Annotated in this window: 23 protein-coding genes and 1 riboswitch; of the genes, 12 read left to right on the plus strand and 11 right to left on the minus strand. The window is 71.3% G+C overall.

Going from position 1 to position 22,773, the window contains the following annotated elements; all coding sequences use genetic code 11:
* The first annotated feature begins 6 nt into the window (after positions 1-6).
* Positions 7-78, plus strand: a riboswitch (guanidine-III (ykkC-III) riboswitch).
* 7 nt (positions 79-85) lie between these two features.
* Complete coding sequence (locus ABEB12_RS36065) at positions 86-334, plus strand: CBU_0592 family membrane protein (protein WP_185065499.1); 249 nt, start codon at positions 86-88, stop codon at positions 332-334.
* A gap of 63 nt (positions 335-397) precedes the next feature.
* Here ABEB12_RS36065 and ABEB12_RS36070 read toward each other — a convergent pair whose 3' ends face one another.
* The 3 genes from ABEB12_RS36070 to ABEB12_RS36080 form a co-directional block, all read right to left on the minus strand.
* Positions 398-1,261 carry a hypothetical protein gene (locus ABEB12_RS36070; protein ID WP_185065500.1) on the minus strand — a complete coding sequence of 288 codons (864 nt, stop codon included), beginning with the start codon at positions 1,259-1,261 and terminating at the stop codon, positions 398-400.
* Positions 1,262-1,788: 527 nt separating this feature from the next.
* Positions 1,789-2,418, minus strand: a complete 630-nt coding sequence (locus ABEB12_RS36075; RefSeq protein WP_185065501.1) for a superoxide dismutase family protein — start codon at positions 2,416-2,418, stop codon at positions 1,789-1,791.
* Between the two features lie 140 nt (positions 2,419-2,558).
* Positions 2,559-4,082 (minus strand): amidase, encoded by a 1,524-nt coding sequence (locus tag ABEB12_RS36080; RefSeq protein WP_185065502.1) that lies wholly within the window; start codon positions 4,080-4,082, stop codon positions 2,559-2,561.
* 159 nt (positions 4,083-4,241) lie between these two features.
* On the opposite strand from ABEB12_RS36080, the gene ABEB12_RS36085 reads away from it, so the two are divergent.
* From ABEB12_RS36085 to ABEB12_RS36100, 4 genes are all read left to right on the plus strand, one after another.
* Positions 4,242-4,913, plus strand: a complete 672-nt coding sequence (locus tag ABEB12_RS36085; RefSeq protein ID WP_345703447.1) for a 4'-phosphopantetheinyl transferase family protein — start codon at positions 4,242-4,244, stop codon at positions 4,911-4,913.
* 43 nt (positions 4,914-4,956) lie between these two features.
* On the plus strand, positions 4,957-5,934 hold the full coding sequence (locus tag ABEB12_RS36090; RefSeq protein WP_185065503.1) for a right-handed parallel beta-helix repeat-containing protein: 978 nt from the start codon (positions 4,957-4,959) through the stop codon (positions 5,932-5,934).
* A gap of 164 nt (positions 5,935-6,098) precedes the next feature.
* A complete protein-coding gene (locus ABEB12_RS36095; protein ID WP_185065504.1) occupies positions 6,099-7,358 on the plus strand; it encodes an acyl-CoA dehydrogenase family protein in 1,260 nt (419 codons plus the stop codon).
* A complete protein-coding gene (locus tag ABEB12_RS36100; protein ID WP_185065505.1) occupies positions 7,355-8,392 on the plus strand; it encodes a phosphotransferase in 1,038 nt (345 codons plus the stop codon). The genes ABEB12_RS36095 and ABEB12_RS36100 overlap by 4 nt, the downstream gene beginning before the upstream one ends.
* A 32-nt stretch (positions 8,393-8,424) precedes the next feature.
* On the opposite strand, the gene ABEB12_RS36105 is transcribed toward ABEB12_RS36100, so the two are convergent.
* The gene (locus ABEB12_RS36105; protein WP_185065506.1) at positions 8,425-9,066 is read right to left on the minus strand and encodes a TetR family transcriptional regulator; all 642 of its coding nucleotides are present in this window, start codon (positions 9,064-9,066) and stop codon (positions 8,425-8,427) included.
* Positions 9,067-9,120: 54 nt separating this feature from the next.
* Here ABEB12_RS36105 and ABEB12_RS36110 point away from each other — a divergent pair, with 54 nt between their 5' ends.
* Genes ABEB12_RS36110 through ABEB12_RS36120 form a run of 3 tightly spaced genes read left to right on the plus strand, consistent with a single transcriptional unit; the run spans position 9,121 to position 12,333 of the window.
* The gene (locus ABEB12_RS36110; protein WP_185065507.1) at positions 9,121-10,326 is read left to right on the plus strand and encodes an acyl-CoA dehydrogenase family protein; all 1,206 of its coding nucleotides are present in this window, start codon (positions 9,121-9,123) and stop codon (positions 10,324-10,326) included.
* A 27-nt stretch (positions 10,327-10,353) separates the two neighbouring features.
* Complete coding sequence (locus tag ABEB12_RS36115; RefSeq protein WP_185065508.1) at positions 10,354-11,466, plus strand: acyl-CoA dehydrogenase family protein; 1,113 nt, start codon at positions 10,354-10,356, stop codon at positions 11,464-11,466.
* A gap of 60 nt (positions 11,467-11,526) precedes the next feature.
* Complete coding sequence (locus ABEB12_RS36120; RefSeq protein ID WP_185065509.1) at positions 11,527-12,333, plus strand: enoyl-CoA hydratase-related protein; 807 nt, start codon at positions 11,527-11,529, stop codon at positions 12,331-12,333.
* A gap of 447 nt (positions 12,334-12,780) precedes the next feature.
* On the opposite strand, the gene ABEB12_RS36125 is transcribed toward ABEB12_RS36120, so the two are convergent.
* The gene (locus tag ABEB12_RS36125) at positions 12,781-13,521 is read right to left on the minus strand and encodes an FCD domain-containing protein (RefSeq protein WP_185065510.1); all 741 of its coding nucleotides are present in this window, start codon (positions 13,519-13,521) and stop codon (positions 12,781-12,783) included.
* Positions 13,522-13,576: 55 nt separating this feature from the next.
* Here ABEB12_RS36125 and ABEB12_RS36130 point away from each other — a divergent pair, with 55 nt between their 5' ends.
* The 3 genes from ABEB12_RS36130 to ABEB12_RS36140 all read left to right on the plus strand — a co-directional run bounded on the left by ABEB12_RS36130 (position 13,577) and on the right by ABEB12_RS36140 (position 15,842).
* The gene (locus tag ABEB12_RS36130) at positions 13,577-14,188 is read left to right on the plus strand and encodes a carboxyltransferase domain-containing protein (RefSeq protein ID WP_185065511.1); all 612 of its coding nucleotides are present in this window, start codon (positions 13,577-13,579) and stop codon (positions 14,186-14,188) included.
* 81 nt (positions 14,189-14,269) lie between these two features.
* Positions 14,270-15,466, plus strand: a complete 1,197-nt coding sequence (locus tag ABEB12_RS36135; RefSeq protein WP_185065512.1) for a CoA transferase — start codon at positions 14,270-14,272, stop codon at positions 15,464-15,466.
* A 91-nt stretch (positions 15,467-15,557) separates the two neighbouring features.
* Positions 15,558-15,842 (plus strand): DUF3040 domain-containing protein, encoded by a 285-nt coding sequence (locus ABEB12_RS36140; RefSeq protein WP_185065513.1) that lies wholly within the window; start codon positions 15,558-15,560, stop codon positions 15,840-15,842.
* Here ABEB12_RS36140 and ABEB12_RS36145 read toward each other — a convergent pair.
* Positions 15,790-16,266, minus strand: a complete 477-nt coding sequence (locus tag ABEB12_RS36145) for a MerR family DNA-binding transcriptional regulator (protein WP_221498776.1) — start codon at positions 16,264-16,266, stop codon at positions 15,790-15,792. The two genes, ABEB12_RS36140 and ABEB12_RS36145, sit on opposite strands and share 53 nt — an antisense overlap.
* Before the next feature lie 227 nt (positions 16,267-16,493).
* Here ABEB12_RS36145 and ABEB12_RS36150 point away from each other — a divergent pair, with 227 nt between their 5' ends.
* Positions 16,494-17,954 carry a DHA2 family efflux MFS transporter permease subunit gene (locus ABEB12_RS36150; protein WP_185065515.1) on the plus strand — a complete coding sequence of 487 codons (1,461 nt, stop codon included), beginning with the start codon at positions 16,494-16,496 and terminating at the stop codon, positions 17,952-17,954.
* A 6-nt stretch (positions 17,955-17,960) separates the two neighbouring features.
* Here ABEB12_RS36150 and ABEB12_RS36155 read toward each other — a convergent pair whose 3' ends face one another.
* The 5 genes from ABEB12_RS36155 to ABEB12_RS36175 all read right to left on the minus strand — a co-directional run bounded on the left by ABEB12_RS36155 (position 17,961) and on the right by ABEB12_RS36175 (position 22,773).
* The gene (locus ABEB12_RS36155) at positions 17,961-18,719 is read right to left on the minus strand and encodes a hypothetical protein (protein WP_345703448.1); all 759 of its coding nucleotides are present in this window, start codon (positions 18,717-18,719) and stop codon (positions 17,961-17,963) included.
* Between the two features lie 23 nt (positions 18,720-18,742).
* A complete protein-coding gene (locus ABEB12_RS36160; protein ID WP_185065516.1) occupies positions 18,743-19,921 on the minus strand; it encodes a nucleoside hydrolase in 1,179 nt (392 codons plus the stop codon).
* Complete coding sequence (locus ABEB12_RS36165) at positions 19,921-20,709, minus strand: putative hydro-lyase (RefSeq protein WP_345703449.1); 789 nt, start codon at positions 20,707-20,709, stop codon at positions 19,921-19,923. The genes ABEB12_RS36160 and ABEB12_RS36165 overlap by 1 nt, the downstream gene beginning before the upstream one ends.
* Positions 20,706-22,049 carry an MFS transporter gene (locus ABEB12_RS36170; RefSeq protein ID WP_185065517.1) on the minus strand — a complete coding sequence of 448 codons (1,344 nt, stop codon included), beginning with the start codon at positions 22,047-22,049 and terminating at the stop codon, positions 20,706-20,708. Before ABEB12_RS36170 ends, ABEB12_RS36165 begins: the two co-directional genes overlap by 4 nt.
* A 70-nt stretch (positions 22,050-22,119) precedes the next feature.
* Positions 22,120-22,773 (minus strand): FCD domain-containing protein, encoded by a 654-nt coding sequence (locus tag ABEB12_RS36175; protein WP_221498777.1) that lies wholly within the window; start codon positions 22,771-22,773, stop codon positions 22,120-22,122.

Genomic DNA, 22,773 nt, shown 5'->3' on the forward strand with positions numbered 1-22,773 from the left:
CTGGACGGGTTCGCGCGGTTCGGCGCGTGGACCCGGACGAGAGCGCTGCCGTACCCGGCCGAGCAAAGACGGCGCGCGCCATCTGATGAACCTTCTGGACGTCGTTGAACTCGCCGGCTCGCTGCTCATCCTGACCGCCTTCGCGGCCGGCCAGATGGGCCGGCTGGACTCGCGCTCGCCGACCTACCTCACGCTGAACCTGGTGGGCTCGGCCGCGCTCGCGGTGATCGCGCTGCTGCACCACTCGTGGGGTTTCCTGCTGCTGGAGGGCACCTGGGCGGTGGTGTCGGCGGTCTCCCTGGCGCTGCTGCTCGGCCGGCGGGTGCGCGCGTAGCCCGGGACCCCGGAAAATGCGAACGGCCGGCCCCCCGGCCGGCCGTTCGGGTCACCCGTGCGCTCAGTGGTGCACGTCGTAGTCGTGGCTGTCCGAGAACCGGTCGCTGTTGTGCGACTCGTAGTCCTCGTGGCTGTCCACGCTCGAGTGGTCCTCGTAGTCGCTGCGTGAGCTGTTGTCGTGGTGGGTCTGGTCGGCGTAGTTGTCGGCGTAGCCGTGGTCGCCGGCCGCGTTCACCGAGGTGTCCCCGTCGCCCGAGTTGTGCACCCGGGTGAGGGTGTCGTCGTCCGAGCTGTGCCCGTAGGAGTCCGCGCCGGCGGACAGGGCGCTGCCGTCCCCGCCGTGGAAGCGCCCGATGTGCGAGCCGGCCGCGTCCCCGGAGCCGAACGCCGTGGAGTTGTCCCCGCCGGTCACGGCCTCGTTGTTGTGCCCGGAGATGTTGCGGTAGCCGGAGGTGACGGTGCTGTCGGTGAGGTCGCCGCCGGTGGCCACCGACTCGTCCCCGGAGGCGACGACCGGGTCGTTGTCCAGGGTCTGGTTGAAGTCGCCGTGGTCGTGCCAGTCGTTCCAGTCGTCGTGCCAGTGGTGGTCCCGGCCGTCGCGGGTCTCGATGTCCTGGTGGACCGAGTTGTCCAGGTCGGTGTCGCTGTCGAACGCGTTCCGGTTGTCGTTGAAGTAGCCGCGCAGGTAGTGCGAGCCGTCCTGGTCGCCGTTGCTCTGCCAGTGCTTGGGTGCCGGATAGTGGAGCCCGTTGCCGAGATGCGCGCCGTTGTCCGCGATCAGGTTCAGCGCATCGTGCACATCGGCGCTGGACAGATGGTCGAACCCGTGTTCCTTGGCGTATTGGTTCGGGTGCTCCAGAAACGCATCGCGCGCATCCGTGTCGCGCATCAGGTGCTCGATCCAGTCCAACAATGGTGTGGCCATGATCGATCAGATCCTTCCAACAAGTCGAAACCGCAAGCCCAGCAGCCACTATGACCCCACTGGCCCCAGTGACATCGAAAACGCGCCGACTTCGGCTCGACACGCATCCCCTTTACCGCATTAGGGGTATGACGGAAGAATTGAGTGCACGACATTCAGTAACGGGTTCTAATGATTCGTTTCCGGTGACGGTCTATGCATTTTAGGAACATATCGGGTGCTCGTACCTTTGGTCTCGGCGCGGGTTTGTCTCGGGCTGAGACGGCGCCGGCCGGGTGGCCTGCCGCGGCTCGGGTGCGGCCCGTTGCGTCGGCCCCCGTCGCGGCCGGCCGGCCCCCGGTTTCATGGTCATCAGGACATGGCGGCCGTTCCGCGGGCCTCCAAGCGACCACCATGCCCTGATGACCATGAAAGCACGGCCCGGGTGATCCAACGCCGGCGTCGACCATCACGCAAGGGCTGCGGACCCCCTTGCCGGTGGGGTCGCTGTTTCTGGCGGTCAAGCTGGGGTTAGGGCCTCCGAGCGGTCAGAAGCCGACGCTCACACAGGCGGCCCGGGCGCCCGCGGTGCCGGCCTTGCCGGGCGCGGTCTGGGTGGTCTCCGAGTGGATCACCACCGAGGCGGCGCGGGCGTTGGTGAACACCCACGGCACGGTGGTGGAGATGGTGGCGTTGCCCTGGGCGTCGGTCCGGAAGTCCAGCCAGATCTCGTTGGCCGGGTTGGCGTAGTTCGGGTCCACCGAAGGCTTCACCGGGTCCGCCTGGTGCTGGAAGTGCGGGCCGGCGTCGTCGCCCTTGGGGCCGCAGGGCTTGGCGTGGGCGTGCGCACCGTAGGCGCGGTTGGGCACCAGGCCGCGCACGTTCAGCGTGACCGTGGTGGAGCCCTCGTACACGTACTCGCCGACCAGCACCTTGGCGCCGTCCGGCACCAGCGCCTTGTCGTAGTTGGTCGCCGCGTCGTCCTTGCCGAAGCTGACGCCAACCACCGCCTGGCCCGGGTTGCTCGCCCCGGACGGCGCCTGCGCGCCGTGCGACTCGTTGTGCGGCTGGTTGGAGGGCTGCTGGTCGCCGGTGCCGCAGGCCGCGGTGGCGACGAGCACCAGACCGGCGAGGCCGAGGGCGGCGAAATGACGACTCAGGTAGTTGTGCGGACGCATAGGCACATCATCTAAGTGCCGCAACCTCGCGCTCGTGTTCTTATCCGAATCCACCGGATCGGGTCATGTGACTTGACGGCGGGGCATCGATCCGGCACCGAAACACGATTGATGCCGGATCGATCACCCACAGTTCGGTCTCAGCCGGTCGGAGGAGACGGGAAACCTCCGACCGCCTCCTCGTACGCGTGCGCCACCTGGAGCACCCGCGCGTCGTCGAAATGCTTCCCGATCAGCATCAACCCGGCCGGCAGGCCGTCCACCAGCTCGGTGGGCACGCTGATCGCCGGGTGCCCGCTGACATCGAACGGCGCGGTGTTGCCGATCATGGACAACGCGCGCGGGGCGTAGTCCTCCAGCGGCGCGTCCAGCGGCAGCAGTTCCTGCGCGGTGAACGGCAGGGTCGGCATGGCCAGCAGGTCGTAGGAGTCCAGTGCCTGGTCGTAGGCCTTGCGCACCTCGAAGACCAGGTTCCGGGCCATCGCGTAGTGCTTGCCCAGGCCGACCTCGAACCCGTGCCGGCCGGTCAGCCCGACCAGCTTGACCGTCTTGGACAGGTCGGCGGCCCGCTCCCGCCGGCGCCGGCCGTAGTGGTCGATCAGCTCCGGGTCGTAGAGGCCCTGGGAGTTCATGCCGAACGCGTTGCCGTCGATCATCTGGAACGCGCCGCCCTCGGTGATCACCACGTTCCACACCGCGAACGCGTCGACGTGCCAGGGGATGGACACCTCCTCGGCGGTGACGCCCCGGCCCCGCAGTACCTCGATCGCGTTGCGCACCGCGGCGTCCACCGCCGGGTCGGACACCGCCGTGCCGAAGCCCTCCCGGACGATCCCCACCCGGATTCCGGCTACTGGTCGGTCCAGGGCGGCCAGGTAGTCCACCTCGGGCAGCACCGACGGCTGGCGGGGGTCCAGCCCGTCCACCCCGGCCATCACGTTCAGCATCAGCGCCGCGTCGGCCACCGTGCGGGTGATCGGGCCGAGGTGGTCCACGGTCTGTTCGATGGGGAACGCCCCGGTGTACGGCACCAGGCCGTGCGTCGGCTTGTGCCCCACCGTGCCGCTGAACGAGCTCGGGATGCGCACCGAGCCGCCCTGGTCACCGCCGGTGGCCATGTCCACCACGCCGGCCGCGACCAGCGCCGCGCTGCCGCTGGACGACCCGCCGGCGTTGCGCGTGGTGTCCCACGGGTTGCGCACCGGCCCCGGCCTAGAGGTGAAGCTGGCGCCGGAGAAGCACAGGTCCTCACAGACCGCCTTGCCGCTGATGGTGGCGCCGGCGGCGAGCAGCCGGGTGATCACCGTGGCGTCCCGGAGCGGGGTGAACCCCTTCACCGTGGCCGACCCGTTCATCATCGGCACCCCGGCGACGCAGGTGTTGTCCTTCACCGCCACGGTCCGCCCGGCCAGCGGGCCGGAGTCGGTCTCGGTGATCGAGGTGGTGACGTACCAGGCGCCGAGCGGGTTCTCCGTGGGCAGCTGCCAGGCGCGGTCCGGCGGCTTCGGAGCGGAGTCGGCGTAGAGCCGCTCCACGGTCGACCAGTGGTCCAGCGAGCCGGCGATCAGCGGGGCGTACTCGGTCAGTTCCGACTCGGTCAGTGCGAAGCCGTAGTGGTCGTTCAGGGCGGCTAGCTGGTCCGGGGTGGGCGGGGGGATGGACACGGCGTGGCCTCCGTCTCGAAGTGAATGCTTGCGAATGAAAATATCCCGCTCGGGTGGCCGCCGATACCCCGGCGGGACGCGGGTTTGCGCCGTCGTGTCCCGCGACCGCCGAAGTGGGCGCACGCTCGGCGAGCGCGTTCCGCGCCGTATGCTCGGACCGTGCTTGCCGGTTCCCTGCTCGGTCGGATCCTGCCGGCGGAGGTGGTCGGCGTCGAGCTGCGGGGCGACGGCCCCTGCCCGGAGATGTTCCCCGAGGAAGCCGCCCAGGTGGCCAACGCGGTGGCCAAGCGCCGGATGGACTACGCCTCGGCGCGGCACTGCGCGCGCAAGGCGCTGGCCGAGCTGGGCATCGCGCCGGTGCCGATCCTGTCCGGGTCGCGCCGCGAGCCGCTCTGGCCGGACGGCGTGGTGGGCAGCATGACCCACACCGCCGGGTACCGGGCGGCCGCCGTGGCCCGGTCCGGCCGGGTGCACACCGTGGGCATCGACGCGGAGCCGGACGGCCCGCTGCCCGACGAGGTGCTGCCGGCGGTGACCCTGGAGGACGAGCGGGCGCACCTGGCCGAGCTGGCCGCCGCCCGCCCGGACATTCACTGGGACAAGCTGCTGTTCTCGGCCAAGGAGTCGGTGTACAAGGCCTGGTACCCGCTGGCCCGGGCGTTCCTGGACTTCGAGCAGGCGCGGCTGCGCTTCGACCCGGAGGGCGGGGAGTTCACCGCCGAGCTGCTGGTGCCGGGCCCGGCGGTGGCCGGCCGGCGGCTGACCGGGTTCACCGGCCGCTGGCTGGTGGCGGACGGCCTGGTCATCACCGCGATCGCCCTACCGGGGTAATCCGAATGTGCCGCGCTCACCGAGGCAACTACGCTGCCCCGACGTGAGACGGTGGTGGATCGGATCGGCGCTGGCCGCCCTGGGGGCGTGCGTGGTGCTGGCCGGCTGTGCCGAGGAACCGGTGGTGCGGCCGCCGGGCGCGGCGGCCGACCTGCCCGCGATCGCTCCCGGGCCGCCGGGCAACCCCGGCGTCGGCGCCCCGACGCCCCAGGCCAACTGCACCAAGTCGGCCAGCGACGCGGCCGGCATGGCCCAAGCGGTCGGCGGGGCCACCCCGGGTGAGCGGATCTGCGTGACCGGCAACATGGGCGCCGAGCGGCTCACCGTGCGCTCCTCCGGCAGCCCGGACCGCCTGATCACCATCCTGGGCGGCGGCAAGGCCACGGTCGCCGGGATCACCGTCGAAGCGGACAACGTGATCGTCGACGGGTTCACCGTGCAACAGCCGAGCGCCCCCGGCGCCTCGCTGACCGGCACCAACGTGATGCTGCGCAACACCGCGATCCGCAGCCCGCGCGGCGGCGACGGGGACGGCATCCGGTTCTGGGGCGACCAGATCCGGATCCTGCACAACACCATCTCGGACACCGTCGGCCAGGACCAGCGGCACGCCGACTGCATGCAGACCTTCGCCACCGACGAGCAGCACCCGGCCAGCACCGACGTGCTGATCGACGGCAACCGGTGCGAGAAGATCGACAACATCTGCCTGATCGCCGAGGGGCCGGCCAGCGAAGCGGGCGATGGCAGCGGGCAGGGCAAGTCGCGGCACATCGTGTTCAGCAACAACTTCTGCGAGAACCGGGCCGGACAGGCGCTGTTCGTGGACGACGTCTCGGACATGCAGGTGGTGGGCAACGAGATCGTCGGCGGCGTCGACAAGGCGTTCGCCTTCCAGAACGGTTCCACCGGCGCGAAGGTGAGCGGCAACCGCCTGGCCCAGGGCATCGACTACGAGGTCGGCATGGACGACTCCTCCCGCCAGGGCTACCAGGGCCCCGAACCCGGCGGCGGCCCCTAACCCCCGCCATGTCGCTGGTTTCACCACGCCATGTCGCTGGTTTCGCCATGCCATGTCGCGCTCTTCAACTGGACGCAATCCGCGACATGCCCTGGTGGAATCCGCGACATGGCTGACTGGCGGTTGGCGGGCGGGGGCGGGGGAGTCGTGGCACTCTGCCGGGCATGGATTTCGAGCTGCCGACAACGTTGACGGAGCGCCTCACCGAGCTTGACGACTTCATCCAGCGGGAGATCGTGCCGCTGCAGGAGCAGGACGACAACCAGCGGTTCTTCGACCACCGCCGGGAGTGGGCGCGCACCGACTTCGAGGCGGGCGGCACGCCCCGGCCCGAGTGGGAGGAACTGCTCGGCGAGATGAAGCGGCGCGCGGACCGCGCCGGCTGGCTGCGCTACGGCCTGCCCAAGGAGGTCGGCGGCTCGGACGGCTCCAACTTCGACATGGCGGTGATCCGCGAGCACCTGGCCCACAAGGGGCTGGGGCTGCACAACGACCTGCAGAACGAGTCCTCCGTGGTGGGCAACTTCCCGGTGGCGCACATGCTGCTCGGCTTCGGCAGCCCCGAACAGCTGGCCGAGTACATGGAGCCCATGCTGGCCGGACAGAAGCGGATCGGTTTCGGCCTGACCGAGCCGGACCACGGCAGCGACGCCACCTGGATGGAGACCACCGCCGTCCGGGACGGTGACGACTGGATCATCAACGGCAAGAAGCGGTTCAACTCGGGCATGCACTCCGCCACCGAGGACGTGGTGTTCGCCCGGACCTCCGGCGAGGACGGCGCCGCCCGGGGGATCACCGCGTTCTTCGTGCCGGTCGACGCGCCCGGGTTCTCGGTGGACTTCCACTGGTGGACGCTGAACATGCCCACCGACCACGCCGAGGTGACCCTGCGCGACGTCCGGGTGCCGAACAGCGCGATCTTCGGCGAGGAGGGCGGCGGGCTGGCGGTGGCGCAGACCTTCGTGCACGAGAACCGCATCCGGCAGGCCGCGTCCGGGGTGGGCGCGGCGCAGTACTGCATCGACCGGAGCGTGGAGTACGCCCGCGAGCGGGTGACCTTCGGCCAGCCGCTGGCCACCCGACAGGCCATCCAGTGGCCGCTGGTGGAGTTGCACACGGAGGCGGAGCTGGTGCGCGGGCTGGTGCGCAAGACCGCCTGGGAGCTGGACCGGGTACCGCACATGCAGATCAGCGACAAGGTCTCCATGTGCAACTACCGAGCCAACCGGCTGGTCTGCGACGCCGCCGACCGGGCGATGCAGGTGCACGGCGGGCTCGGTTACAGCCGACACACCCCGTTCGAGCACATCTACCGGCACCACCGCCGCTACCGGATCACCGAGGGCGCCGAAGAGGTGCAGATCCGCAAGGTGGCGGCGTACCTGTTCCGTTTCGCCGGCCCGGACAAGGCGGGCCGGTGACCTCGGCGCTGGCCGGCATCGACACGGCCCGGGTGGCGGACTGGCTGGCCGCGCACGTGCCGGGCCTGGTGGCGCCGGTGGAGTTCGAGCTGGTGGCGGGCGGCCGGTCCAACCTGACCTACCGGGTGACCGACGCCGCCGGCACCCGGTACGCGCTGCGCCGGCCGCCCACCGGCGGCGTGCTCTCCACCGCGCACGACATGTCCCGGGAGTGGCTGTTCGTCTCCGCGCTGGCCCCCACCGACGTACCGGTGGCGCCGCCGCTGGCCTACTGCGCGGACGAGTCGGTGACCGGCGCGGCGTTCTACGTGATGGGCTTCGTGGACGGGCTGGTGCTGGCCGACCAGGAGGCCGGGTTGGAACTGCCGGTGGCGGCGCGCGAGCGGGCCGGGATGGATGTCGTCGACGTGCTGGTCCGGCTGCACGAGCTGGACCCGGCGGCCGTGGGCCTGGGGGACATCGTGCGGTCCACCGGGTACGTGGAGCGCCAGCTGCGGCGCTGGCACCGGCAGGTGCAGCACTCGTCGGTCTCGTACCTGGACCTGCTGGGAGAGGTGCACGACCTGCTCGCGGCCAAGGTCCCGCCGCAGTCCAGCGGCATCGTGCACGGCGACTACCGGCCGGGGAACATGGCGTTCGACCCGGACGGCCGGGTGGTGGCGATCTTCGACTGGGAGCTGGCCACCTCCGGCGACCCGCTGGCCGACCTCGGCTGGCTGGTCTCCACCTGGCAGGAGCCGGGGGAGCCCACCCCGGGCACCACGGACGGCCCGAGCACCGCGCCCGGCTTCCCGGACCGGGCGGCGCTGGTGGCCCGCTACGCGCAGCGGTCCGGACGGGACGTGTCCGACCTGCCCTACTTCGTCGCGTTCAACCGGTGGCGGGCGGCCTGCATCGTGGCTGGGGTCAGCGCCCGCTACGAGGCCGGCGTGATGGCCGACGACGGCTACCGGGAGTCCGCCCGCGAGCGCGCCGAAGCGGCGCGCGAACTGGTCGAGCTGGCGCGGGAGGGGCTGCGCCCTCGGCGCTCGTGAGTGGCGAGTGTCGCTATGGCGTTACTCGCCACTCACGAGCCCCGCGCGTCCACGACGCGCAGGGCAATGTCGGTGTACCGGGCGATGAGCTCCTCCAGGTCCACCTCGCCGGCCGGGTCGTACCACTGCGCGATGGCGTTGCACGCGGCCACCACGGTGCGCCGGGCGTCCTCCGGGTGGGCGCAGTGGAACACCCCGCGCCGGATGCCGTCGGCGATGATGTCGGTCCACAGCCTGGTCGCGGCGTCGGCCAGTTCGTTCAGCCGCTCCTGGTGCTCCGGCTCCAGGTTGCGCCACTCCTGCGCGATGATCTTGCTCTCCACCCGCCGGCGCACCCGGTAGGCCACCGAGGACCGCACCATCGCGCGCAGCCGCTGGGTGGGGTCGTCGCCGGCCGCCGCCAGCTCCCGCTCGCAGGCCTCGAAGTAGTCGTTCGTGCCCTCCCACAGCAGCGCGGCCAGCAGGTCCTGCTTGCTGGAGTGCCAGTGGTAGAGCGCGGACAGGCTCAGCCCGGCGCGCGCCGCGATGTCCCGGATGGAGGTGCCGTGGTAGCCGCGTTCGGCGAAGATCTCCCTGGCCGCGTTGGTGATCGCGGCACGCCCGGCGCCGCGCGGCGGGCCGCCGGCGGCCGGGCCGCCGTCCGTCGGGGTGGGCTGCTGAGTGGGGGCGCTCACCCGGCAAGCATAGGGCCCATTGTGAACTTAACGAGTGATCGGTAAGTTCGGGCCGTGGACCAACGAGAGGAATACCGGGCCGCCGCGCGGACCTGGTTGCAAGCGCATGCGCCTCGTCCGGCCGACGGGCTGTCCGGTGAGGAGTACCTGCGCCGTGCCCGGGAGTTCCAGGCCGCGCTGTTCGCCGGCGGCTACGCCGGCATCACCTGGCCCAAGGACGCCGGCGGCCAGGGCCTCAGCACCGCCTACCAGCAGATATTCGGCGAGGAGTCCGCCGAGTACGAGCTGCCCACCGATCCGTTCATGATCGGCATGGGTATGTGCGGCCCGACGTTGGTCGACCTGGGCAGCGCCGAGCAGAAGCAGCGCTACCTGCCCAAGCTGCTCTCCGGCGAGGAGATCTGGTGCCAGCTGTTCTCCGAGCCCGGCGCCGGCTCCGACGTGGCCAGCCTGCAGACCAAGGCGGTCCGGGACGGGGACGGCTGGGTGCTCAACGGGCAGAAGGTGTGGACCACCAACGCCCAGTTCGCCGACTTCGGCGCGCTGCTGGCGCGCACCGACCCGGAGCGGTCCAAGCACGCCGGCATCACCATGTTCGTGGTGGACATGCACGCGCCGGGGGTGACCGTGCGCCCGCTGCGGGACATGTCCGGGCGTGCGCCGTTCAACGAGGTCTACTTCGACGACGTGCGCATCCCGGCGGACGCGGTGATCGGCGAGCTGAACCGGGGCTGGCAGGCGGCGGTGACCATGCTCAGCCACGAGCGGGTGTCCATCGGGGCCAGCCGGCGGTCCCGGAACAGCCCGCTGGAGTTCGGCGCGCTGGTCGAGCTGGCCCGGCGCAACGGCACGGACCGCGACCAGGGCGTGCGGGAGGCACTGGCCGAGCAGTACGCGCACGAGCGGGCGCTCGAGCTGTTCAACGTGCGGATGCGGCAGGAGACCGCCGCCGGCAACCCGCCAGGGGCGCGCGGCTCGGTGGCCAAGCTGGCCGGCGCGCTGCTGCTGCGCCGGGCGATCGAGACCGCCGGCCAGGCGGCCGGCGCCGGCGCGGTGGCCTGGGACCCGGAGGACCACGCCACCTCGGAACTGGTCAGGGGGATCAACTCGGTGCCGGCGTCCAACATCGCGGGCGGCACCAATGAGATCCAGCGGGGCATCATCGGCGAGCGCATCCTGGGCCTGCCCAAGGAGCCGCAGGTTGACCGGGACATGCCATTCCGCGAGCTCAAGGTCGGCACCCAACGCACCCCGGCCTGATCCGGAACACCCCTTGAGGAGAGATTCGTGCAGCTCATCCTGACCGGCGAGCAGCAGGAGCTGCGCTCGGCCGTTCGCAAGTTCCTGATCGACCAGGCTCCGCCGGCCAAGGTGCGCGAGGCGATGGCCTCCGACGCCGGCTACGACCGCGACCTGTGGCGCCGGCTCGGCAACGAGCTGGGCCTGCTCGGCCTGGTCGTGCCGGAGGAGCGCGGCGGCGCCGGGGCCGGCCACCTGGAGCGGGCGGTGCTGGCCGAGGAGCTGGGCCGGGCGCTGGTGCCGACACCGTTCCTCGGCTCCTCGGTGCTGGCCGTGGACACGCTGCTCGCGCTGGACGACGACACCGCGCGGGCCGACTACCTGGCCGAGCTGGCCAGCGGCGAGGGCATCGGCGCCGTCGCGGTCGCGGAAGACGCCAGCGGCTGGGGGCGCACCGGCGGGGCGACCACCGCCGCCCAGCGCGACGGCGGCTGGCGGCTGGACGGCACCAAGACCCTGGTGGTCGCCGGGGACGCGGCCGACCTGCTGCTGGTCTACGCCCAGACCCCGGACGGGCCGGGCTGGTTCGCCGTGGACGGTTCCGCCGCCGGGCTGACCCGGACCACCCTGGGCGGCATCGACCCGACCCGGCGGCTGGCCAGGCTGACCTTCGCGGGCACCCCGGCCCGCCCGCTGACCGCCGCCGACCCGGCCGCCGTGCTGGACGTGGTGAGTGACCTGGCCGCCGTGGCGCTGGCCGCCGAGCAGGTCGGCGGGATGGAGCGGGCCATCGAGCTGACCGTGGACTACGCCAAGGTCCGGGTGCAGTTCGGCCGGCCGATCGGTTCGTACCAGGCGGTGAAGCACGGCCTCGCGGACATGTACAGCGCCTGGGAGCACGCCGTCTCGGTGGCGCGCCACGCCGCGTGGGCCGCCGACCACGACCGCTCCGAGCTGCCGCTGGCCGCCGCGCTGGCTCGCACCTACATCGGCCCGGCGTACTTCGAGGCGGCCACCGGAATGGTCCAGTACCACGGCGGCATCGGCTACACCTGGGAACACGATGCGCACCTGTACTACAAGCGGGCCAAGGCCTCCGAGCTGCTGTTCGGCCCGCCCGCCACGCACCGGGCCAAGCTGGCCGACCTCCTCAAGATCTAGCGCGGCACGCGCCTGCCGAGCGCGTGCCCAGTTAGACACGCGCGGAAACGAAGGAATCGGATGACCGACGAGTCGACCCTGCTCTCCGAGCACGACAAGGCCGGCGGGGTGCTCACCCTGACGATCAACCGGCCGCACCGGAAGAACGCCATCGACCTGCCCACCTGGGGCCTGCTGCGCGCCGCGCTGACCGACGCGGCGGACAACCCCGACGTGCGCGCGCTGGTGCTCACCGGGGCCGGCGGCGACTTCTGCTCCGGGGCGGACCTGGGCGCCGACCGGGGGCCGGACCACCCGCTGGAGCGGATGCGCAAGATCAACCAGACCGGCATCGCGCTGCACGAGCTGCCGGTGCCCTCGGTGGCCAAGGTGACCGGCGTCGCGGTCGGGGCCGGGGCCAACCTGGCGCTCGGCTGTGACCTGGTGGTGGCCACGCCGAAGGCGCGGTTCTCCCAGATCTTCGCCAAGCGCGGGCTGTCCCTGGACCTGGGTGGCAGCTACGTGCTGCCCCGGCTGGTGGGCATGCAGCAGGCCAAGCGGCTGGCCCTGCTGGCCGAGATGGTCGGCGCCCAGGAGGCCAAGGAACTGGGCCTGGTCACCTGGGTGGTGCCGGAGGACGAGGTCGACGAGTTCACCGCCGACGTGGCCAGGCGGCTCGCCGCCGCCCCTCCGGTGGCGCTGGCGCAGACCAAGGCCATGCTGAACGCCAGCTTCGGCCGCACCATCCGCGAGGCGCTGGACGCCGAGGCCACGGCGCAGACCGTCAACTTCGGCACCGAGGACGCCAAGCTCGCCTTCCAGGCCTTCGCCGACAAGACCGAGCCGGACTTCACCGGCCGCTGGATGGACGGCAGTCCGAAGGGCTAGTCCCAATGCCGTTGAGTTAGTGGTTTGGGACTTGTCGTCAGCCCAGACGCGCCGGTTCGTCGCGGCTATTCGGCGTTCCAGGGGTCGATGAAGATCGACATCATCCTCACAGACGTTCTACTCGCGGGTAACGTCTCTATCGATGATGTTGATCTCCCACCATGAGCAGACCCCATTCCAGGATGCGCCGACCGATAGCCACAACAGACACGTGAACCACTTTTGACACTTCAGTCACAATAAGTGAACTCCGATTAGCCCAACCGCACCGTTGCCCAACCCCGAACCCGACCAACACCGGCCACGCTCCGCAATCCACACCGCCGGCCGGGCGCGCAAAGGTCGCCACCGCGCCGCCGTCCAGGCCATCTTTCGAAACCAACCCCCGCCGACACCGCACGCCGACATTGACGACGGGCGCGGCGCCTTAACTGAGCAGCACTGGGGCTAGTCCGGCGTGCTCTGGCTCGCCGGCTTGCCCGGGCCGGTGAGCTCGCCCGTGGGGCTGCTCGCCGCCCTGGCGTAGGCGTCCCGCAGCTGCTGCTCGGCGTCGTCCAGGTACTCGTGGAGCAGCCGTTCGGCGAGCAGCCCGTCGCCGTCGCCGAGTGCGGCCAGGATCTCCCGGTTGCGCCTCAGGTACGGCTCGTGGAACCAGCGCACGTCGGTCATCACGTGGAAGACCAGGCGCAGTTCGGCCAGCACGCCGCGCATGAGCTCGTCGATCCGGGGGCTGTCCGCGATGGCCGCGAGCGCCTCGTGGAACTGGATGTTGGCTGTGCCCAGCCCCCGCCAGTCCCGCTCGTCGATCGCGCGCTCACCCAGGCGGACGGCCTCGGTGAGGGCGCCGAGGTTGGCCGGCGGGCCGGTCACCGCGCGCACCACCGAGCACTGCACGTGCTTGCGCACCTTGTACAGGTCGAGCACGTCGACCAGGTCCAGCTTGCGCACGAACATGCCCTGGTTGAGCTGGTGCACGAGCAGCCGCTCGTGGGTGAGCAGCCGGAACGCCTCGCGCAGCGTGTTGCGGGACACCCCGAGGGCCTTGGTGATCTCGTCCTCGGTGAGCCGCTCGCCGGGCGCGAAGTAGCCGGCGCTGATCCGGGCGCGCAGGATCCCCGCCACTCGCTCGGCGGTGCTGGTGCGACCGAGCAGCGCGCGGTCCGCGCTCAGGTCCTCCGTACTGGTCACGAAACGAAGTCTAGCCTGCTTGAGGGATTGTTCAACAATCACCTATGGTGCCCGAATGCACATCCTGCGTTGCGGCGCCGAGGCCGTCCTGGTCGAGCTGGACGACCGGGAGCAGGTGCTCGGGCTGCGTGCGGCGCTGCGCGAGGCCGGGCCGGACGGTCTGCTCGAGGTGGTGCCCGGCGCGCGCACGGTCCTGGTGCGGTTCGACCCGGCGCTCACCGGCCTGGCCCGGCTGCGCGAGCTGCTCGAGAAGCTGCCGCTGTCCGTGCGCGAAGACGCGGAGCCGGACGAGGTCGTCGTGCCGGTCCGCTACGACGGGGCGGACCTGGCCGACGTCGCCGAGCTCACCGGGTTGACCGTGCCCGAGGTCATCGCCCGGCACATCCAGGGCGAGTACAGGGTGGCGTTCTGCGGCTTCGCTCCCGGGTTCGCCTACATCACCGGGCTGGACCGGCGCCTGCACGTGCCCCGCCGCGACAGCCCCCGCACCTCGGTGCCCACCGGCTCCGTCGCCCTGGCCGACGAGTACACCGGGATCTACCCGAGTCCCTCGCCCGGTGGCTGGCGGCTGATCGGCCGCACCGAGCTGCGGCTGTGGGACCTGGACCGAGACCCGCCGACGCTGTTGGTCCCCGGCACCAGGGTGCGCTTCGAGGAGGCCGGGTGACCCTGGCCATCTCGGTGTGCCGGAACCGCCCGGCGCGGTGAGACTGGGAGGGCAAGCTCAGCCAGCGGAAGGCGGTAATCGATGACCCAGGCGGCGAACGGGACGCGCGGGCCACTGGACGGCGTACTGGTCGCCGACTTCTCCCGGGTGCTCGCCGGTCCCTACGCCACCATGCTGCTCGCCGACCTCGGCGCCGACGTGGTGAAGGTGGAGAGCCCGGCCGGCGACGAGACGCGCACCTGGACGCCACCGGACCGCGACGGGGTGGCCACCTACTACCTGAGCATCAACCGGGGCAAGCGCTCCATCGCGCTGGACCTGCGTGACCCGGCCGATGCCGAGCTGGCCCGCGAGCTGGCCCGGCGCGCCGACGTGATGATCCAGAACTTCAAGCCGGGCGGGCTGGCCCGCTACCGGCTGGACTACCCGGGCGTGCGGGAGACCAACCCGAGCGTGGTCTACGCCTCGATCAGCGGCTTCGGCGCCGCCGGGGGAGCCCACGTGGCCGGGTACGACCTGATGGTGCAGGCGGCCTCCGGGTTGATGAGCCTCACCGGTGAGCCGGACGGGCCGCCGATGCGGGCCGGCATCTCGGTGATCGACGTGATCGCGGGCAACCACGCGGCGATCGGCATCCTGGCCGCGCTGCGCCACCGCGACGTCACCGGCGAGGGGCAGCATGTCGAGGTGAACTTGCTCTCATCGGCGCTCACCGGCCTGGTCAACCAGGGGTCGGCGTACCTGGCCGGCGGGGTCGTCCCGTTTCGCATGGGCAACCAGCACCCGAGCGTGTACCCGTACGAGCCGCTGCCCGCCGCCGACCGGCCGATCATCATCGCGGTGGCCAACGACGGGCAGTTCGCCAAGCTGTGCGGCGTGCTGGGCGTACCGGAGCTGGTCGACGACCCCCGGTTCCGGCGCAATGCGGACCGCACCGCGAACCGGGACGAGCTGCGTCCGCTGCTGGTCAAGGCATTGGCGGAGCGCACGGCGGGCGAGTGGTTCGACGCCCTGGTCGCGGTCGGCGTGCCGGCCGGTCCGATCAACACCGTGGACGGCGGGTTCGAGCTGGCCCAGCGGTACGGCCTGGACCCGGTCGCCCAGGCGGGGAAGGGGGACCGCGCCGTGCCCACCACCCGGCACCCCGTCACCTACTCGGCGACGCCGCCGCGCTACCCGCTCCCGCCGCCCGCTCTGGACGAGCACGGCACCGAACTGCGGGAGTGGTTGCAATCGCCGGGCGCCGTAACAGATCGTTCGACTTCGCGGAAGGGATAAACCGCCCGTTCGAGTGTCGGGTAAGTCAATGGTTCTCCGGGGCGAAAGGTGGTACTCGTGAAAGGGGGGCATGTGCGCGGGAGGAGACCAGATGCTCAGTGAGCGGGAACGTCAGGTTCTCGGCGAGATCGAACGGACGGTCACCGCGAGCGATCCCGCGCTGGCCAGTCTGCTCGGCGCCAGCCGCCCGCCCCGCGCGTTCAACTGGAACCGGATCGCGTACGACGCGGTGACGGTGCTCGCCGTGCTCTCCGCGATGCTGTGCATCGCTCTCGGCGCCTTCGGCGCCGGCATGGTGGCGACGTTGTTCGCCATGGTGGTGCTCAGCGTGCGGCGGCTTCGGTTCCCGAAGAACCCGGTGCCCCGGCCGCGTTAGCGGAGCCGGGCAGCCGGCCCAGCGACTCGTCGACCCGCTTGCGCACCTGTTTGAGGGTGACCGGGCAGGTCATCGGGTTGTCGGCCGGGCAGCGCAACATGTGGTCGAGTCGCTCCCGTGCCTCGGTCAGCCGGGCAATGCGTTCGGTCACATCCGCGCGCGCCCTTTCGATCAGCGAGTGCCGCTCCTCCCGGCTGGTGCTCGCCACGGTCGCGGCGGTGTGCTCGAGGCTCATCATCGCGTCCACGCACCACATCTGCACGTAGACCAGCTGCTCCAGCGCGGCGCGGTCGTAGTGGCGCACCCTCGACCGCCGTACCGGCGCGGTAACCAGGCCGATGTCGTCGTAGTAGCGCAGCGTGGACACCGGCAGCCGGAAGGCGGCGGCCACCTCGCCGATCGAATACAAACCTGAGGAACTCACAGCAAAATCCCTTGAACTCAAGCGCACTTGAGGTTCAAGGATAGGCATAGTGAGTTTGGGTAACGACTTGGTGGGTGACGATGACACGCGCGGTTGAGGAAGTACGACCGCCCGAAGGGGCGGCTGCCTCGGTATCTCCATCATCCCCGCCCGCCCGACCCTTCACGCCCCCGCCACCCGCGCCGCGCCCACCGGCCCCGGCCGCCGGGACCAACTGGCTGCTCGCGGTGGCCGTGCTGGTCGTCGGCAACTTCATGGCCGTGCTGGACATCACGATCGTCAACGTCGCGGTGCCGACCATCCAGAAGGAGTTCGGCGGCGGCCTCGACGACGTGCTGTGGATCGCCACGGCGTACACCCTGACCCTGGGTGTCGTGGTGCCGCTGAGCGGCTGGTTGGGTGACCGGTTCGGCCTGGTCAACGTGTACCTGGCGTCGCTGGCGGCGTTCGCGCTGGGTTCCGCGCTGTGCGGTCTGGCGTGGAACCTGGACACGTTGATCGCGTTCCGCATCCTGCAGGCGGTGCCCGGCGGGATCATGCCGGTGGTGGCGATGACCCTGGTGTACCGGATCGTGCCGCCCCAGAAGATCGGCAGCGCGATGGGGCTGTTCGGCCTCGGCGTGATCTTCGCGCCGGCCACCGGCCCGGTGCTCGGCGGCTATCTGGTGCAGTACCTGGACTGGCGGCTGGTGTTCTACATCAACGTGCCGGTCGGCCTGCTCGGCGCGTTGGCCGCGTTCATGGTGTTGCCCAAGCTGCCCGCCGCGATCGCCCGGCCCTTCGACTTCCTGGGCTTCGGCTGCATCGCGTTCGGCCTGTTCGCCATCCTGCTCGCCGCGTCCGAGGGGGAGGACTGGGGCTGGACCGGCTACCGGGTGCTGCTGCTGGCCGCCGGCGGGGTGCTGGCGCTGACGCTGTTCGTGGTGATCGAGCTCGAGGTGGAGCACCCGCTGCTGGACGTGCGGATGTTCGGGATATGGCCGTTCACCAACTCGCTGATCCTGATCTCCATCATCACCGTCAACCTGCTGGCGATCGCGTTCTACATCCCGGTGTTCCTGCAGCAGGGGCAGGGCAAGGAGGCCTTCGACGCCGGCCTGCTGCTGCTGCCGCAGGCGGTGGCGACCGGCATGCTCGCGCCGATCTCCGGCCGGCTGTACGACAAGATCGGGCCGCGCGCGCTGAGCGTGATCGGACTGATCGTCTGCGCCTTCGGGACGTACCTGCTTGCCGGCACCACCGCCGACCTGACCAGGGAACACCTGATCCTGTGGACCTGCGTGCGGGGCTGGGGCCTCGGCCTGGCCATGATGCCGATCATGACGGCGGGCATCGCGGCGGTGCCACCGAGCCGGACCAACCAGGCCAGCGCGCTGAACAACGTGGCCCGCCAGGTGGCCGGGGCACTGGGCCTGGCCGGCCTGGCCGCGCTGGCCAGCATCCAGCAGGCCCAGTTGATGGCCAACCGGGCGGCGCTGACCACGATCGGCCACGCAGGCGTCGACCCGGCCGCGCCCGGCGCCATGACCCAGCTCTACGGGCGCTACCGGGAGCTGTCCCTGCAGGTGCTGGCCACGTCCTACGCCAACATCTTCCTGGTGGTGGCCGGGATAACCGCGGCGGGCGTCGTCCTCGCGCTGGGCATGCGCCCGCCGCCCCGCCGCGGCGGCCCCGCACTACCTGACTAGTGCGACCTACCGGAGCACCCCGACCGCCCGGGCCAGGATCAGCGCCACGGTGACCAGCGAGATCATCGCCTGGGTGAGCGTGGTGAGCTTGGCCCAGCGCGACAGCGGCGCGTCGGCCGGGCTGAACGCGGTGGCGTTGGTGAACGAGACGTACAGGTAGTCCACCAACCGCGGCTCCCAGTTCGGGTCGACCAGGTCGGCGTTGCCCATCTGGGCGAACAGGAAGTCCGGGTTGCGTTTCCGGGCCAGCGCCCGGGCCGCCGGCCCGCCCCGGTCGAACTGCCAGTACCAGAGCGCGAACGCGATCACGTTGGTCAGCCAGATCGCCGCCCCCGCCGCCAGCAGCGGCCCCGCCTCCGAGCCGCCCTGTCCGGTGATCATCGAGGCGGCCAGCAACGCGGCGGACCAGCCGTTGGCCACGCTCAGCACGCCGGTCAGCGTGAGGCTGCCCAGCCGCAGCGCCCGGCTCTCCCGGTCGAACCGACTCGGGTTGGCCACCACCAGCGCAACCAGCAGCACCACCTCGATGCCCGGAAGCAGCCACCAGTGCGGCGGCAGCAGCCGGTCCGGCAGGGCCAGCTGCAGCCCGATGGCCAGCGCGATCATGGCCACCACCGGCCAGTGGCTCTCCCCGCGCGTCACCCGCAGCCAGGCCGGCAGGGTCTCGCCGTCGTTCGAGGTGATCGGCTCGGTGATCAGCCGTTCCAGGCGGTCCAGCTCGGTGCGCACGGTGTGCAGCTGTTGAAGGTGTTCGGTGCTCGTCACGGCGCCGATTTGAACCGTACCCATCAGCGCGCCGGCGGCTTGCCCAGCTCGCCGGCGTACAGGTCGTAGAACCGGGGGATGTCGATGCGCTGGACGATCCGCGCCGGCTGGGCGCCGGCCGGCGCGCGGCCGGGTTCGAAGCCCATCGTGCGGCCGTAGTTGACGCCGTACTGGGTGTACACCTGCACCTGCCGCACCACCGACTGGGTGATCAGGTCCGGCCGCAGGAACACCGCGGCGGCGATCTGGTCCCACAGGTGGGTGCGGCGCCCGGGGTCCTGGTCGAACTTGGGTCCGTGCAGGTCCTTGAACTCCTGCTTGATCGGGGTGTTCTCGCCGGCGACCAGCCGGTCGTACTCCGGCTTGCCGTACCAGACGGTGTCGGTCACATCCAGCGGCACCACCAGCTGGTCCGGGAACGGCGTGCCGAAGGCGATCCGGGCGGCCTCCGGGTCGAACCACACGTTGAACTCGGCGGCTGGCCCCTGGTTGCCCGGCACGTCGAACGCCCCGGCCATGTAGACCACCTGCTTGACCAGCGGCACGATCTCCGGGTTCTTCTTCACCGCCAGCGCCACGTTGGTGGCCGGTCCGAGCGCGAACAGGGTGACCTCGTGCGGGTACCGCTTGACCTGGTCCACGATGAAGTCGACCGCGTTGCCGTCGGCCCTGGCCGCCTTGGCGTAGCCGCCGTAGGGCGGCCGGGGGAGCTGCCGGTAGTCGGCCGGCTGGGGGTGTTCCCAGGCCCCGGCGTAGCTGATGTCCGCACCGAACCGCTGGGCCTCGGCGGCCAGCGTGGCCTGCCGGCTGCCGAACAGCGGATCGGCCGACCCCTGGTACACCGGGACACCCGGTTGGCCCTGCAGCTCCAGCTGGCGCAGGGCGTAAGCGGCGCCCTCCACCGACCAGGTGTTGCCGGACACCGTGGTCACCCCGAGCACGTTCACCCCGGCCTGCTGGAGCAGGAACAGGGCCTGGGAGTCGTCGTTGAGCTCGCCGAAGTCGGTGTCGAAGATGACCTTCGCCCCGGTCGGTGCCGGACCCGGTGCGGCGGGTGCCCGGGTGCCAGGTGGCTGTGCGGCGGACGGTTGGGCGGCGGACGGTTGGGCGGCCGGCGGCAGTGCGGGGCCGGCGCAGGCCGCCAGCGCCACGGCGGCGGCGAGCGCGGCACCCAGTACGGCGGAGGCCCGGCCAAGGGGCATCAGGCGGCCCCGGCGGGCCGGTCGGTGAGGAACATGTGGCCCGGCGCGTGGGTGATGGCGACCTCCGGGCGCACCTCGGCGAACACCGCCTGCGGGGTCACCCCGCAGGCCCAGAACACCGGCACCTCGCCCGGCTCCAGGGGCAGCGGGTCGCCCCAGTCCGGTCGCTCCACGTCCGCGATGCCCAGCTCGGCCGGGTCGCCCGCGTGCAGGGGCGCGCCGTGGGCCAGCGGCAGCCGCCCGGTGACCTCGGTGGCCCGGTCGACCTGGTCGGCGGCGATGGCCCGCATGGAGACCACCACCGGCCCGTGGAACCGGCCGGCCGGCGTGCAGCGCAGCGAGGTGCGGAACATCGGCACGTTGGTACCCAGCTCCAGGTGGCGCAGCCGCACCCCGGCGTCGTGCAGCGCGTCCTCCGCGCTGAAGCTGCACCCGAGCAGGAAGCCCACCGAGTCGTCCCGCCACAGGTCCTCGATGGAGGTCGGCTCGCCGGCCAGCTCGCCGTTCCGGTAGACCCGGTAGCGCGGCAGGTCGGTGCGCAGGTCCGCGCCGGGCGCGGTGGCCAGCCGGTCCGGCACCCCGGGCGGGGTGGCCTCCAGCAGCGGCAGCGGCTTCGGGTTGGCCGCGCAGAACTCGGCGAACTCCCCGGCCAGCTCGGCGGGCAGGATCGCCAGGTTGGCCTGCAGGTAGCCGGCGCACAGTCCGGTGGTGATCCCGGCCCACCGGCCTTCCCGGATGCGGGCCCTCGCCTCGGCGGGCGAGTCGGCCGCGGTGATCACGGGGTTCACTGGATGTCGACCTCCTTGGTCTCCGGGCCGAGCAGCGCGCCGGCCGTGCTCAGCGCACCGCCCAGCACGATGAGCACGATCGGCGTGTACTCGTAGGGCATCAGGTACCCCAACCCCAGCATGTAGAACGCGTAGAAGCCAGGGACGATCACCGCCAGGCTGTAGCCGATGCCGTAGCCGGACGCCCGCACGCCGGTGGCGAACCGCTCCAGGATGTAGGTCGAGACGATGCCCCACGGGGAGACCGTCAACACCAGCGCGGCGGTGGCGAACACCATCACCGGCAGCAGGCTCCCGGCACCGGGTGTCGCCGCGTCAAACCCGGCCCGGACCATGGCGAAGAACACGAACGGCGCCACCAGCACCGTCCACACCCCGGCCAGGACCAGCATCCGGCGCCGGCCGAACCGCTGGCCGAGCAGCGCCATCACCAGGTAGCCGATCGCCACGAACACGTTGGCCACCAGCAGCCCGGTGGTCACCGAGCCGCTGGGCAGCCCGATCACCGTGGTGAGCAGGGCCGGGGTGGCGGAGAGCGTGGCCTGCACGGTGAACCACATGCCGGTCATCAACAGCAGCACCTGCAGCAGCGCGCGCCGGTGGCCGCCGGTCAGCAGGTCCTTCAGCGGTTCGTTCGACGATTTCTCCCGTTGGCGCTGGGCCGCGCGGAACACCGCCGACTCCTCGACCCGGCGGTAGTAGAGCAGGAAGGCCACCGACAGCGCGGCGCCGACGAAGAACGGCACCCGCCAGCCCCACTGCACGTAGGGCGAGTCCAGGCCGCCGGCCGGGGTGAACTGGAACATGGTCGCCACCACCACCGAGATGGCGATGTAGCCGACCGGGTAGGAGGCGGCGATCAGCCCGCCGACCAGGCCGCGCAGCCGCTTCGGGCTGGCCTCCATGGCGAGCGGGTTGGCGCTGGAGTACTCGCCGCCCATGAACACCCCGCCGACGAACCGCAGCAGCAGCACCAGCCCGATCGCCGCCCAGCCGATCGCCTGGTAGCCCGGCAGCAAGCCCATGAGCAGGGTGCACGCCCCCGCGCCGGCCACGCTGATCAGGGTCGCCCGCCGCCGGCCGGTGCGGTCGGCGATCCGGCCGAACACCACGGCGCCGACCGGCCGGCCGATCAGCGTGACGGCCAGCGTGACGTAGGCCAGCGTGGCGGCGGTCGCGGGGGAGGTGTGCGCCGGTTGGAAGTAGGCGATCGCCGGGGTGAGCGCGACCACCGGCAGGTAGATGTCGAAGTAGTCGACGGTGAACCCGAAGCACGCCCCTCGGATGGCCCGTTTCGCGGTCGGCCCCAGCCGCTCCGACTCCACCACCGCACTGGTCATCTCACCCGCACCCCCTCGCCCCAAGGTGATTCAGGACACTAATAGATCGTCCGACGATCCGCCAGCCTTCTCAGGGGGGGTCGATGAAGTTGGTGAGGAGTTCGGTCTCGGCGTCGTGGAGGTACTGGGCGAGCATCTGGGCGGCGGCTTCGGTGTTGCCGGTGCGGAGGGTGTCGGCGATCTCGCCGTTGCGTTTGAGGAACGCGGAGTGGAACAGCTGGGTGTCCCGCATGTAGGCGTAGGCCAGGCGGAACTCGGCCAGCACGCCGGAGATGATGGTGTCCAGCCGTTCGCTGCCGGCCAGCGCGACCACCGCCTCGTGGAACCGGATGCTGGCCGCCGCGACCTCGTCCCAGCGGCCCACCTCGGCGGCCCGCTGGCCATCGGTGATCGCGGCGGCCAGCCGCCGCAGCCCCGGCACGCTCAGGCTCTCGATGCTGCGCACGGCGGCGCACTCGATCACCCGGCGGGCCTGGTAGAGGTCCGCCACGTCGGGCCGGGAGAGCCGGCGCACGAACACCCCTCGGCTGAGCTCGTGCACCAGCAGCCGCTCGCGGATGAGCAGCCGGAACGCCTCGCGCAGCGTGCTGCGGGACACCCCGTGAGCCTGCCGCGCCCGGTCCTCGGAGATCCGGCTGCCGGGCACCAGTTCGCCGGCCAGGATCTGGGCCCGCAGCGCGTCGGCGACCCGGCTGGCCGCCCCGTCGGACGTGGGTTCGGTCAT

The sequence above is a fragment of the Actinospineispora eucalypti genome, assembly GCF_039543365.1.
In the GTDB taxonomy this organism is placed as follows: domain Bacteria; phylum Actinomycetota; class Actinomycetes; order Mycobacteriales; family Pseudonocardiaceae; genus Pseudonocardia; species Pseudonocardia eucalypti.